Genomic DNA, 11,562 nt, shown 5'->3' with positions numbered 1-11,562 from the left:
CGGCACACGGAAAGAGAGGGACAGAGATGGCTGCTGAGCAGGAAAAAGAACCGGAAACCCTTTCCGGAACGGCGGAAACGTCTGCCGTAGATTTTGTCCCGGAAGCGGGCGGCCCGATCGTCAGCCGGGCTAAGCGGCTCCTCATCGCGGGAACGGGCAGCGGCGTCGGCAAGACAACGGTTACGATTGGCGTTATGGCCGCTTTGAAGGCGAGAGGCTTGTCCGTACAAGGCTTCAAGTGCGGTCCGGATTATATCGATCCGACCTATCACACCGCGGTTACGGGCCGCCTGTCCCGCAATCTGGACAGCTGGATGCTTCCGGCGGACACCGTACGCGAGATTTACTGTCGGGCGTCCCGGGACGCCGACATCGCCGTCATCGAAGGCGTAATGGGTTTTTATGACGGCAAAAACCCGAAAACGAATGAAGGCAGCTCCGCCGAAATCAGCCTGCTGCTTCAATGCCCGGTCATTCTGGTCGTGAACTGCAAAAGCATGGCGCGCAGCGCGGCCGCCATCGTGAAAGGCTTCCAGCTTCTGGACCCGCGCGTCAGGATCGCCGGGGTTTTCGCCAATCTGGTCGGCAGCGAGGGGCATTACCGGATCGTGCGGGACGCTATCGAGCAGGAGTGCGGGGTCCCGGTAATCGGCTACATGCTGCGGGACGAGAATCTGGCGATGCCGGAGCGTCATCTGGGGCTGGTCCCGTCCATCGGGCGGGGCGAGCTGTCGCCTTTCTTCTCGCAGCTGGCGGAGCGCATTACCGCTCACACGGATTTGGAGCGGCTCTTGCAGGTAGCCGATACGGAGCCGCTGGAAGCGCCTGCCCGGATCTTCCGGCCGCTGGAAGGGGATGGAGGCGGCACAGGATCGGAGGCGCCTCGCAGCCTGCTGATAGGCGCGGGCACGCACGCGGATGCGGCACCCGGGACGGTCCGCCCGCCGGAACCCCGGGTGCGTATCGCGGTCGCCAAGGACGCGGCTTTCCATTTCTACTACCCGGAAAATCTGGAGCTGCTTCAAGCTTACGGGGCGGTGCTTGTCTATTTCTCCCCGCTTGCCGATGAGAAGCTGCCCGCCGGTGTTGACGGGCTCTACCTGGGAGGAGGCTTCCCGGAGGAGTTTGCCGAGCGCCTGGCGGAGCTTCAGGAGATGAAGCAGTCCATTGCCGAGGGCATCGTGTCGGGGCTGCCGACCTTGGCGGAGTGCGGCGGGTATATGTTCCTGACCGACGCGATCGTGGACACCTCCGGCAGACAGTATCCGATGCTCGGCCTCGTTCCGGGCAAGGTGACTATGCAGACTAAGCTTGCGGCATTAGGCTACAGGGAAGCGACGGGTACGGAAGGGAATTTCTTGCTCGGTCCGGGCGATACGGCGAGAGGGCACGAATTCCATTATTCCGTATTCGAGCCCGCGGCGTCTGCGACGCTCCCGCCCGCGTACAAAACGAAGGGAATGCGCGGATCGAAGGAAGAGGGGGCGCTTAAAGACAGCCTCGTATCGGGCTATACCCATCTTCATTTCGCTTCCAATCCCGACATGCCGCGCAGATGGATCGAGAAATGTCTTCTTTTCCGGAAGATGCGGGCGGGCCTTGTTTAACAGCCCGGCCCAGATTTCCGCATGACCTTTTTGCCTTGTGCGAAAAGAGACGATCTCGGCTTGTTGTTTTAAGCTATACCAAACGATTTTTTAAGGAACTACGGACATTCCGAAGTTATACCTAAACTTTTTCGGAGGTGCATCATACATGACTACAGCCGCAGCATCTATTCTGGACCTGCTGAACAAAAGGCGTGCCGTGCGCGGGTACACGGAGCAGCCGGTTGAGGAGCGGGATATCCGCACGCTTTTGCAAGCGGCGGTTACAGCACCCAATGACAGGCTGAGGGAACCCTGGCATTTTTACGTCATCCAAGGAGAAGCCAAGACACGCTATGAGGCTGCCGCCGAAGCTTTCCTGACGGAAAGATTTCCGACCAAGCCGCATCTCGTGGAAGAGACGATGAAGGCCGTCAAAGGCGTGCCGCTTGTCATCGTCGTGACTGCGGACGTCATTCCCGGCGACGAATCTTCCAGCCGCGATAACGAATATGCGGCCGCCTGCGCGATATACGGCATGTGGCTTACGGCCGAAGAGATGGGCCTGGGGCTTGTTTGGCGAACCCGGGGAGTGGGGCTGGTCCATGACGGGCGCATGCACGGGTTTATCGGTTCCCCCGAGAACCGGAAGGTCGTCGGGACTCTTTTTATCGGTCACCCGGCAGAGCCCGCGAAACCTACGTCAAGAACCCCGTATGAAGAGAAAACGACCTGGCTGTAGTTTCCGCTGTCGTTGACATTAAGAGCAAACGGGGTATAATAAATAAAAATCGATGCAATCAACGCGAAGACGGGAACAAGTAAGCGGTATTCGTTCCGAACAGAGAGCCGGTGGGTGGTGTGAACCGGCGGAACATGCAGGCCGAATGGATCCCCGAGCTTAAAGTGGAACGGAAAGCGGACCGACGATGACGGTTCACGGAACCTGCTGCTTTTTTAAGCCGCATGGGGCCTTCCCAGTATACGGAAACGGCTTCTCCCCGTTATCGGAGACGAAGGTTTGTTCTTTTTGCGGTGCACGGATTTAGGGTCCGGTACTTGCGGCAGGCAAACGAATAAGGGTGGCACCGCGGTCTCTCGTCCCTTCGACGAGAGGCCTTTTTTGCGTTTATTTTTTCAAATCCAAACCAATCCAATTCAGATTCACACAGGAGGTTTTGTCATGAAACGCGTACTTTCGGGCATTCAGCCAAGCGGTCAATTAACGCTCGGCAACTATATCGGGGCCCTTCGTAACTTTGTTAAACTCCAGAACGAGCATCAATGCTATTTCATGATCGTGGATCTTCATGCCGTCACGGTTCCTCAGGAACCGGCCGCATTGAAAGAACAGACGGAATCGGTAGCGGCGCTTTATCTGGCCTGCGGAATCGACCCTGCGAAAGCTAGCGTCTTCCTGCAGTCCACGGTTAAGGAGCACGCCGAGCTGGGATGGCTCCTGACGACGCTGACTTACATCGGCGAACTGGAACGGATGACCCAGTTCAAAGACAAATCGGCCGGTAAGGAATCCGTCGGTGCCGGGCTGTTCACATACCCTTCGCTGATGGCGGCGGACATCCTGCTGTACAACGCGGACCTCGTCCCGGTAGGCGAGGATCAGAAGCAGCACCTGGAGCTTACGCGCGACCTGGCGGCCCGGTTTAACCACCGCTACGGGGATACGTTCACGATACCGGAGCCGTTTATTCCGGAAGTGGGTGCGCGTATCATGTCGCTGGACGACGCATCCAAAAAAATGAGCAAGAGCAATCCGAACCCCGGCAGCTTCATCGCCATGCTGGACGAGCCTTCGGTCATCCGCAAAAAGCTCAGCCGCGCCGTGACGGACTCGGGCCGCGAAGTGAAGTTCGATCCTAAGAACAAGCCGGAAGTCAGCAACCTCATGGGCATTTATTCCCAATGTGCCGATATGACGGTAGCCGAGGTGGAAGCAAGATATGAAGGCCAAGGTTATGGCGCCTTCAAGAAAGATCTCGCCGAAGTCGTCGTGGCGGCGCTGGAGCCGATTCAGAAGCGTTACCGCGAGATCCGCGAGTCCGGAGAGCTGTACGATGTGCTCCGCAAAGGGGCGGCCGAAGCGTCGGAGCTTGCGGGAGAAACGATCAAGCAGGTTAAAGAACGGATGGGTTTTGTTCTTCTATAAGCATCCTCTTCGGAACAATCACAAATAAGCATGCGTAAAAAAAAGCGCCGCAGCGGCGCTTCGGGTTATTGTTTACCCGAGGCTTCCCGCTTGCGGCGCATTTTTGCTTTTGTAGCGAATCCGAATCCCATAAAACCGATGGACAAGACGATAAACAGCACGACCAGCAGCGGCTCCCTCACGGCGATGGCGAAGCTGATGCCTGCCAGAAGTAGAGTGCCGATCACGGCAAAAAGTAGTGCGAGTCCGCGACTCATTGAAAATCCCCTGCTTTCAAAGTTTTTTGTTTGAGATGCGTATAGAATTTTTCAGCCGTCACATACTATCTTTGCAAGCTTGCAAATACATCAAGAATCTTAACTGACCGAAAGGAGTCTGATCCCAATGGGAACTGGACAATCTCGCAGCAGCAACGTACTGGTAGTACCTCAAGCTAACCAAGCTCTGGAACAATTGAAATACGAAGTAGCTCAAGAACTCGGCATTCAAATTCCTCAAGATGGTTACTACGGTTACATGGCTACTCGTGACACTGGCGCGATCGGTGGACACATCACTCGTCGTCTGGTGCAAATCGCCGAGCAGCAGCTGGCAGGTCAAGGCCGCTAATCTTGCGGAAACTGTAATACTCAGTCTTTATATGAGCCCGAGGGACGACTTGTCCTTCGGGCTTTGCCTTGTGATCCCGCCGATGCGGACACGGCAAAACCGCGCCTGTATTTGGCGCGGATTAACCTCGTTTCGTCATGCCTAAGTTAATGGCCTAAGTTAATGCAGTGCCCCGCTCTAGTAGCTGTCCACACGGAGCCGCTTCTGAAGACGGTCGTCGCTGAGCCAGCCGATATAGGAATCGAGCGGCTTGTAGCTGTGGTCCATGAGCAGCACGGCAACGAACGGATATTGCTTGCGGTGCCGATACCTTACATCGCTCCATCTTACTTCATAACCCCAGGGCTTTTCAATCACCTGAGCGCACGCATGGCCCGAGAAATAAAGGAAAGCCTGGATGTCCTTGTGGCTTTTGGACGCTTCCGCCGCCGGATGGATGTCGCATTTGACCTGATCGATCCACCGGAGATTCCCTTTTCGCAAGTCTCCAAGGGTGTACAGGCCGTCCTCGCCCTGCTTGACCACATTCCACGCCGTTAAACTATAGGTGGGAATGGCCATATATTTATCCCCGGCTTTGTGTGCGGGATCTTGGATCGGCAGCTTCTTTTCCACCAGATAGTGGGCGAGTGTCCGCCATACGTAATAGAGAGCGATCAGCCCGTACAGCACAGGGAAAATCAACGTGGGTTCCGCGGCGTGAACGGCCCACATAAATATCGCGACAAGGTGAGCGGTAAAAATAAACGGATCGAAAATGTGGATAATGTTCCACGATATCCATTTCTGGTTAAAAGGCCGGAAGGCCTGCGTTCCGTACGTGTTGAACAAATCGGTAAAGACATGAAACGCCACGGCGATCAAAACCCACAATCCTAAATGCAGGACGGGCACACCCCGGAAAATAAGGGCGAGAATACCCGTGATAAGCAGAGTCCAAAGAGCGACGAACGGCAGCGAGTGCGAGATGCCGCGGTGATTGCGGATATAAACGGCATTGTTTTTGAACCTGAGCAGGGTATCGAAATCCGGAGCCTGCGACCCCAACACGGTCCCGATGAAAACAGCTGTCATGACCGAAGGATTGGAGGCTACTACCGGATCCACCATGGATAAGCCGGCGAGGCCGAAGCCGATGACTAAATGGGTTCCCGTATCCACTGGCTCTCCTCCTAAGCTGGAATTGTCTTTGACGGTATATTATAGTTTACCATGTTCGGTGTGAATTTAAATCAAGCGGAGGGGAAAAATGAGTAAAGTTTTTGTTGAATACGCCATACTGCCCGAATCGCGCGAGGTTTACCTGTCCTTTATGCGGGATAGACTCCGGGATAACGAAAAACTCTCCTTATTGGAGGGGACAGACCAGCCTAACTTGTTTGTCGAGATATGGACTCCCGTTTCCCCTGACGAATATACGTGTATGCGGGAAGTCCGTCTCGGCAGCGGAGATCCTATATGGGGGCGAATGTACCCGTGGATCAAAGGCGGCCGTGAAAAGCTGCACATTTGGCATTTCAGGTCCATCGGTCCGGATGAATAGAAGGGCATTCCGGCTACGCTTCATTAACCTCTAAAGACGGATTAGAACCTGAAAAAGCCTGCGGCTTAAGCAACATAAAGCTGCCGGGCAATAGGAAAGCCCCGGCTGTCTGCCGGGGCTTCATCTTGAATCCGTTACCGGGGCTGAACCGGCGTGTTGAAGTAGTTCAGCGGCTCGTCAAACGTCACGTAATCCAGATTGACCATCAACAGAAGATAGCGCACGCCCGTTTTGGGATCGCTGATGATGATGTGATCGCGCCCTGCCGCTTCGATAACGCCGCGGAAAATTTTCGCGTTCCATTCTTTGTTGTTCTCGTACGTCATGTAGAAGGTGCCGACTTTGCCCAGATTGAGCCGCAGAATGTTCTCGATGAACGATTCTTCCAGGGGAAGCTGGCTCACTCCGCCCGGGACGCCCGTGCCGCCCGATCCCGCTCCGGGAGGAGGATATTGGCCCGGATAGGACGGATAGCCGGGGAATTGCGAGCCCGGAAACGGCGTTCCGGGGAACTGAGAGCCCGGGGACGAAGGATAGCCGCCCGGCGCGGTGCCGGGGAAAGACGGGTAAGTCGTGTAGCTTGGGGCGGTCGTGCCGTACGTCTTGCTGCCTGGATTTGAACTGATCGTCATGGGAGTACAACCTCCTTGTAATGCCCACTAGGTTCGCTATTGCGCCGGCTTTTGCCGGATGGGCGCTTTTCCTTACTTAGCATATGGTCTGGGCGCTTGTCTCGTGACACAAAAAAAACCTTGCGCCGGTACAAAAGCCGTCGACAAGGTATTCATTAGGGTTATTCCGCGGCGAGAACGAATTTATATCCGACTCCCCACACGGTTTTGATGTATTTGGGATCTTTGGGATCGACCTCGATCTTCTTGCGCAAATTCGCGATATGTACGTCAATGGCCCGTTCCGTTACAAAAGAATCGATGCCCCTGATCCGGTTAAGCAGCTCCTCGCGGCTGAACACTTTTCCCTCATGGAGCCAAAGCAGTTTAATAAGTTCGAACTCGGAGAAAGTTGTTTCCACAGGTGTGTGGTTGACATATAAACAGCGCTTATCGGTATCCACATGAATGGACGGCGGAGCCTCCCGTGTCACGGGGGCGGATTTGGCCTTTACGATTTGAGACCGTCTGAGAAGAGCCTGAATCCTGGCGGAAAGTTCTCGCATGCTGAAAGGCTTACATAAATAATCGTCGGCGCCGATCAGCAGGGCTTTTACGCGGTCGGACACATCGTTCTTCGCAGAAACCATGAGGATAGGCAAGGAAGACAGACTGCGGATATCCGCGCACAGCTTCATCCCGTCGGAATCGGGGAGCATGATATCCAGGACGATCAGGTCGGGCTCGAATTCTTTGAAAAGGCGGAGCCCCGATTGACCGTCCGATGCGCGTTTTACCGTGTAGCCGTCTTCCATCAGGTAAATCGACATCATATCCCCAATGCTGTTATCGTCCTCAATGATCAGAATGCTCGACATTAAGGGGGACCCTCCTTGCATGAGGTTGATGAAAATTGTTAGGAAAATGTTTAGGAATCTAAATCTTTTCTAACTGCTTTCTTTAATTTTCCTAAAAGCATTAATTTAACTATACTAAATCCGTTTTGTGACGTCTAGGAAAGAATTCGTCGGGAACGTGGCGGGACTGTCTGTCCGAATTCGACAATATGATGACAACTCATGCCATTACATTGTCAAACGTTGCCCTGCTTGATATGATGAGTGGGTACGAAAGACAAGATGACTCGTTATGGTTTTGATGAATTTCTATGGAGGTTGAGATCCTTGGATAAACAATTAGGATACAAGGCTGCTCCCGATACGGCGCTTCACGCGGATCAAGCGGAAGTCGAATCGGCGGCGCAGACTGATGTTCCTTCGGAGCCGGCTACCTGGAAAGATTATTTTGCCCTGACCAAGCCGGGGATTATATTTTCTAATCTGATTACCGCTTTCGGCGGGTTTTGGATCGCATCGGCGGGAAACTTTACGATAGACTGGTTTTTCCTGATGATTTTCACCCTGGTCGGCACGGCGCTTGTCATGGCTTCGGGAACGGTGCTTAACAACTACCTGGACCGCGATATGGACGCCAAAATGGAACGAACGAAGAAGCGGGCTACCGTAAGCGGCAAAATCAAGCCGTCCGTGGTGCTCGGTTACGGGATTATTCTCGGCATCGCAGGTATCGCCCTGTTGTTTGTCGCCGTGAACCCGTTAAGTTCTCTTCTCGGTTTGACCGGTCTTTTCCTGTATGTGTGGGTTTACACGGCCATTTTCAAACGTACGTCCGTATGGAGCACGTTCGCGGGAAGCTTCTCCGGAGCGGTCCCGCCGGTGATCGGTTACTGCGCCGTATCAGGCAAGCTCGATATGACCGCGTTGATCTTGTTCCTCATCATGTTCCTGTGGCAGCCGCCGCACTTCTGGGCGCTTGGAATCCGCAGGAAGGAAGAATACCGTGCAGCCGGTTATCCGCTGCTGCCAGTCGTGAAGGGCAACTACGTCACTAAAGTAAGCATGATGCGTTACATCGTCCTGCTGGTGCCGGTTTCCCAGCTTCTCTTCTTCTACAGCGGAGACGCTCACGTTGGACCGCTGTATTTCTTCGCGGCAACGATCATGGGGCTGATCTGGGCCTTTATGGGTTACAAAGGATTTAAGGCGAAGGATGACGACAAATGGGCCAAAGGCATGTTCATCTATTCCGTGAACTACCTGACGCTGCTGTTTTTGATCATGGTGGTCGATTCGACCATTATGAATTTATAAGGTAGATTACCCAAACTTGAATCCAGATGAACAAGACATCCCATGGCAACATGGGATGTTTATTTAGAGGGGAGAATTGTATTTATGGCGGGTGGATTTTGGGCAAAAAACTGGTTTAAGGTAGGTATTACCGTCGTTCTGCTTGCGATCATCGCATCGTTTGCCTACAAATTATACGGTCAGGAGCAGGCCAGCGCTTATTTGAAGGATAAGCCGGTCGGCACCGCGGCGCCTTTTGAACTGACGGATACGGAAGGCAAGAAGGTTTCTTCTTCCGATTTCGACAACAAGGTTAAACTGGTGTATTTCTTCTTCGCAAGCTGTCCGGACGTATGTCCGATAACGACCAATTTTTTATCCAAAGTCCAGGATGAGATGAAGGCCCAGAAGGTATTTGCGGATAAAGCGGACATCGTATCGATCTCATTCGACCCGGCCAGAGACACGCCTGCGGCCCTTAAGGAGTATGCGATTCGCAACCGCGCCGATTTCACGGGATGGAAATTTCTGACCGGTACGGACGAACAGGCTATGGCACAGCTGGCCAAAAAGTACTCCATCGGAGTCACGAAGGACAACACGGGGAATTTCACCCATTCCAACGTCATCCTGCTGGTGGACAAAAAAGGCCAGATCCGTACGTACTACAATCCCGGCAGACCCGATCTAGATTACAAAACCATCGTGAAAGACATCAAGTCGTTAAGCAAGGAATAGACTTATAAGGCAGGAGCCGGGGGATACACAATGTATTCTTCGAGCCCTGCCTTTTCCAGTTGTTGGATTAAGTATTCCTCCGGTGTGCCCTCCACGCCAGCGTACCCGCGTCTCGTATAGATTTGCTCGCCGTCCGGGAAGAGGTCCCGGAGGCGGCCGCGGATTTTTTTGCCGGAGGAATCATTATCGGTAAACACATACACTTCACTCATCCCGACTTTTTTCTTCAGCTGTTCCAAAGCTTCGGTGCCGGGAGTCCCGTATGTACAGTATATATCCACTTCACTGCTGAGCAGACGCCTAAGCCTGCTGCGATCGTTTTTTCCCTCTACAATAATGGCGATAGACATATTCCCGGTTCCTCCGTTCAAGGTCGTTCCGTTGGTCTGTTCAAGGTGCAGATAAGTGTCGATATTTATTATAATGGACGAAACTCCGGCTCACAAATAGAGCAATCGGCAAAGAACGATGTGCATTTCCTGGGAAATGTCGAAACGACAAAAAGACGGCTTGAACGCTCAAGCCGTCTTTCACGCTTTTTGCGGGCGCTATATAGTTAGATGAAGGTGCGCGAAACGAATCAGGCAGCCGCGGGTTTGTGCCGCAGAATTCGGAACGGAAGCAGGGTCAGTGCGGCCATGAGGATCACGAAGGCAATGAAGTAGGGCGAGATGGAGTCGCGGAGCTTACCCGCCACCATCGGACCGATAAAAGCGCCGATCGAGTACGCGATGGAGAGGAGCGAGAACACTCTGCCGTAACGGTTGCTGCTCGTTATTCCGGCGAGCAGAGTTGCGAGTGACGGGAAAATAAGGCCTTTGGCCATCCCGATCATAAACAGGGTGACCGTCAAAGGAAGCGGCCAGTCCACCGCGAGGCCGAAAAAAAGCACCGCGAGGGCAAGGGCACCGGAAACGGTCCGGCGGGCGGGCGGTATCCGGTTCAGGAACAGCATACTGAGCGTTACGAGAGCGCCGAGACTGATCAGAGAGAAGAAAAGGCCGGAAGTAAGCAGCGAAGACTGGGCTGTTTTCATCAAGGGAAGCTCGAAGAACAAAATTCCCTGCGAACAGGAAATCGCTAGCGGAACGAAGTAAAACATCCACGGGATTTTGTCCGCGCCTTCTGCAAATCCACCGGAGTTGTCCGCTACCGGCGCATGAAGCTGTGCGGCCTTCCGTCCGTTGCCCTGCGAATCGAGTGACGGAGCGGCGGATTTCGTGCCGCCGTTTCCCGGTTTGCGGGACATGGCGACGGACAGGCTCTTCCCCGCGGAACCGGCCCCCGTGTGAAGCGGGGGAGCCGCGGCTTCCGGGCGCGTTTCTTTCAGCCACGGAATGGACAGCAGCCCCGTCACGATAAGCAGCCAGCCGAGGAGGGTGAAGGAGGCCGTGAAGCCGAATTGAGCGACGAGATAGGCGCCGGCGGCGGGCGAAACGACGGAAGCGAGCGTGTGGATCAGTCCGTTGCCGGCCATAAGCTTGCTCTGGTGCACGCTGTCTTTGGCGATTTTGGCCAGCATCGACAAGCAGGCGGGAGACAGGAAGGCGAGAACGAAACCGCTGATGGAACGGATCATCAGAAGCTGCCAGGGGTCTTTAACCTGCGATTGAAAGATAAGTACGATACCTGCTACAATCAGGCTGAACACGATGAAGAGCTTGCTTCCGTATTTATCGACTCCGTATCCGGCAAGAAGATTGCCGGGGAGATGGGTGAGGGAATACATGCCCATGATCAGACCGATAAAAGAAGGCGCCGCCCCTAGGGACAGGGCGAAGGGTGTCAGAATGGGATATTGGGCATGTAAGTCGAAGAATGCGACAAACATGAAGAAATAGAGCCATATTGCCGTTTTCATACGTAGCACACCGCCTCGTTATTTTTGCTGGCGAAACAACTTCTCGGTTCCGTTCGTCTTTTCTAGATGTACGCCCCTTGTCCCGTACTTATGCTACCGTTAGCGTTCAGGCACGTAATAGGAAAGGAAGAAGGTGGCCGTATGGACCGTTTCATCGTCGCTCTGCTGGCTGCGCTCGGCGCTTTGGCCGTTATCCGGTTTCTGAGAACGAGGCGCGGCGTGCGGCAGGAAACCGACCGCGAAGAACAGATTCGGCAGGAATTGAAGGAGCTCCGCAGGAAACGGGAAGAGGAATAA

General features: G+C 54.2%; 14 protein-coding genes. 8 read left to right on the top strand and 6 right to left on the bottom strand.

The window, feature by feature from the left end:
* Nucleotides 1–26: 26 nt before the first annotated feature.
* From KVT34_RS10115 to trpS, 3 genes are all read left to right on the top strand, one after another.
* Nucleotides 27–1,607 carry a cobyrinic acid a,c-diamide synthase CobB gene (locus tag KVT34_RS10115; protein WP_254634669.1) on the top strand — a complete coding sequence of 527 codons (1,581 nt, stop codon included), beginning with the start codon at nt 27–29 and terminating at the stop codon, nt 1,605–1,607.
* A gap of 148 nt (nt 1,608–1,755) precedes the next feature.
* The gene (locus tag KVT34_RS10110; protein WP_217558435.1) at nt 1,756–2,328 is read left to right on the top strand and encodes a nitroreductase family protein; all 573 of its coding nucleotides are present in this window, start codon (nt 1,756–1,758) and stop codon (nt 2,326–2,328) included.
* Nucleotides 2,329–2,769: 441 nt separating this feature from the next.
* Nucleotides 2,770–3,753, top strand: a complete 984-nt coding sequence (gene trpS / locus KVT34_RS10105) for a tryptophan--tRNA ligase (RefSeq protein ID WP_217558433.1) — start codon at nt 2,770–2,772, stop codon at nt 3,751–3,753.
* Nucleotides 3,754–3,818: 65 nt separating this feature from the next.
* Here trpS and KVT34_RS10100 read toward each other — a convergent pair whose 3' ends face one another.
* Complete coding sequence (locus KVT34_RS10100; RefSeq protein ID WP_217558432.1) at nt 3,819–4,010, bottom strand: DUF5325 family protein; 192 nt, start codon at nt 4,008–4,010, stop codon at nt 3,819–3,821.
* Between the two features lie 127 nt (nt 4,011–4,137).
* Here KVT34_RS10100 and KVT34_RS10095 point away from each other — a divergent pair, with 127 nt between their 5' ends.
* On the top strand, nt 4,138–4,362 hold the full coding sequence (locus KVT34_RS10095; RefSeq protein ID WP_042233503.1) for an alpha/beta-type small acid-soluble spore protein: 225 nt from the start codon (nt 4,138–4,140) through the stop codon (nt 4,360–4,362).
* A gap of 177 nt (nt 4,363–4,539) precedes the next feature.
* Here the strand turns inward: KVT34_RS10095 and KVT34_RS10090 are convergent, their stop codons facing one another.
* Complete coding sequence (locus KVT34_RS10090; RefSeq protein ID WP_217558431.1) at nt 4,540–5,523, bottom strand: metal-dependent hydrolase; 984 nt, start codon at nt 5,521–5,523, stop codon at nt 4,540–4,542.
* A gap of 88 nt (nt 5,524–5,611) precedes the next feature.
* Between KVT34_RS10090 and KVT34_RS10085 the strand changes: the two genes are divergently transcribed.
* Nucleotides 5,612–5,905, top strand: a complete 294-nt coding sequence (locus tag KVT34_RS10085) for a hypothetical protein (protein ID WP_217558430.1) — start codon at nt 5,612–5,614, stop codon at nt 5,903–5,905.
* Between the two features lie 134 nt (nt 5,906–6,039).
* Here KVT34_RS10085 and gerQ read toward each other — a convergent pair whose 3' ends face one another.
* Together gerQ and KVT34_RS10075 are read right to left on the bottom strand one after the other, a co-directional pair.
* The gene (gerQ, locus tag KVT34_RS10080) at nt 6,040–6,537 is read right to left on the bottom strand and encodes a spore coat protein GerQ (protein ID WP_217558429.1); all 498 of its coding nucleotides are present in this window, start codon (nt 6,535–6,537) and stop codon (nt 6,040–6,042) included.
* Between the two features lie 161 nt (nt 6,538–6,698).
* Entirely contained in the window at nt 6,699–7,394 is a 696-nt protein-coding gene (locus KVT34_RS10075; RefSeq protein ID WP_042233494.1) for a response regulator transcription factor, read from the bottom strand.
* Between the two features lie 306 nt (nt 7,395–7,700).
* On the opposite strand from KVT34_RS10075, the gene cyoE reads away from it, so the two are divergent.
* A complete protein-coding gene (gene cyoE / locus KVT34_RS10070; protein WP_217558428.1) occupies nt 7,701–8,687 on the top strand; it encodes a heme o synthase in 987 nt (328 codons plus the stop codon).
* Nucleotides 8,688–8,771: 84 nt separating this feature from the next.
* Nucleotides 8,772–9,404, top strand: coding sequence for an SCO family protein (locus KVT34_RS10065; RefSeq protein WP_217558427.1), 633 nt, complete (start codon nt 8,772–8,774; stop codon nt 9,402–9,404).
* A 2-nt stretch (nt 9,405–9,406) separates the two neighbouring features.
* Here KVT34_RS10065 and KVT34_RS10060 read toward each other — a convergent pair whose 3' ends face one another.
* Both KVT34_RS10060 and KVT34_RS10055 read right to left on the bottom strand, forming a co-directional pair.
* Entirely contained in the window at nt 9,407–9,754 is a 348-nt protein-coding gene (locus tag KVT34_RS10060; RefSeq protein ID WP_217558425.1) for a toprim domain-containing protein, read from the bottom strand.
* A gap of 230 nt (nt 9,755–9,984) precedes the next feature.
* Nucleotides 9,985–11,265 (bottom strand): MFS transporter, encoded by a 1,281-nt coding sequence (locus KVT34_RS10055; RefSeq protein ID WP_217558423.1) that lies wholly within the window; start codon nt 11,263–11,265, stop codon nt 9,985–9,987.
* Between the two features lie 141 nt (nt 11,266–11,406).
* Between KVT34_RS10055 and KVT34_RS10050 the strand changes: the two genes are divergently transcribed.
* Nucleotides 11,407–11,562 (top strand): hypothetical protein, encoded by a 156-nt coding sequence (locus KVT34_RS10050; protein WP_217558422.1) that lies wholly within the window; start codon nt 11,407–11,409, stop codon nt 11,560–11,562.

The sequence above is a fragment of the Paenibacillus sp. GbtcB18 genome (assembly GCF_019091125.1).
Lineage (GTDB): Bacteria > Bacillota > Bacilli > Paenibacillales > NBRC-103111 > Paenibacillus_F > Paenibacillus_F chitinolyticus.
Note: the sequence above shows the minus strand (reverse complement) of the source record. Positions and strands in the feature narration are given on the sequence as shown.

What these genes read in the sequence shown, in the direction of transcription:
- KVT34_RS10115 (WP_254634669.1), top strand. Translation starts at nt 27, where the DNA reads ATGGCTGCTGAGCAGGAAAAAGAACCGGAAACCCTTTCCGGAACGGCG.
- KVT34_RS10110 (WP_217558435.1), top strand. Translation starts at nt 1,756, where the DNA reads ATGACTACAGCCGCAGCATCTATTCTGGACCTGCTGAACAAAAGGCGT.
- trpS (WP_217558433.1), top strand. Translation starts at nt 2,770, where the DNA reads ATGAAACGCGTACTTTCGGGCATTCAGCCAAGCGGTCAATTAACGCTC.
- KVT34_RS10100 (WP_217558432.1), bottom strand. Translation starts at nt 4,010, where the DNA reads ATGAGTCGCGGACTCGCACTACTTTTTGCCGTGATCGGCACTCTACTT.
- KVT34_RS10095 (WP_042233503.1), top strand. Translation starts at nt 4,138, where the DNA reads ATGGGAACTGGACAATCTCGCAGCAGCAACGTACTGGTAGTACCTCAA.
- KVT34_RS10085 (WP_217558430.1), top strand. Translation starts at nt 5,612, where the DNA reads ATGAGTAAAGTTTTTGTTGAATACGCCATACTGCCCGAATCGCGCGAG.
- gerQ (WP_217558429.1), bottom strand. Translation starts at nt 6,537, where the DNA reads ATGACGATCAGTTCAAATCCAGGCAGCAAGACGTACGGCACGACCGCC.
- KVT34_RS10075 (WP_042233494.1), bottom strand. Translation starts at nt 7,394, where the DNA reads ATGTCGAGCATTCTGATCATTGAGGACGATAACAGCATTGGGGATATG.
- KVT34_RS10065 (WP_217558427.1), top strand. Translation starts at nt 8,772, where the DNA reads ATGGCGGGTGGATTTTGGGCAAAAAACTGGTTTAAGGTAGGTATTACC.
- KVT34_RS10060 (WP_217558425.1), bottom strand. Translation starts at nt 9,754, where the DNA reads ATGTCTATCGCCATTATTGTAGAGGGAAAAAACGATCGCAGCAGGCTT.
- KVT34_RS10055 (WP_217558423.1), bottom strand. Translation starts at nt 11,265, where the DNA reads ATGAAAACGGCAATATGGCTCTATTTCTTCATGTTTGTCGCATTCTTC.
- KVT34_RS10050 (WP_217558422.1), top strand. Translation starts at nt 11,407, where the DNA reads ATGGACCGTTTCATCGTCGCTCTGCTGGCTGCGCTCGGCGCTTTGGCC.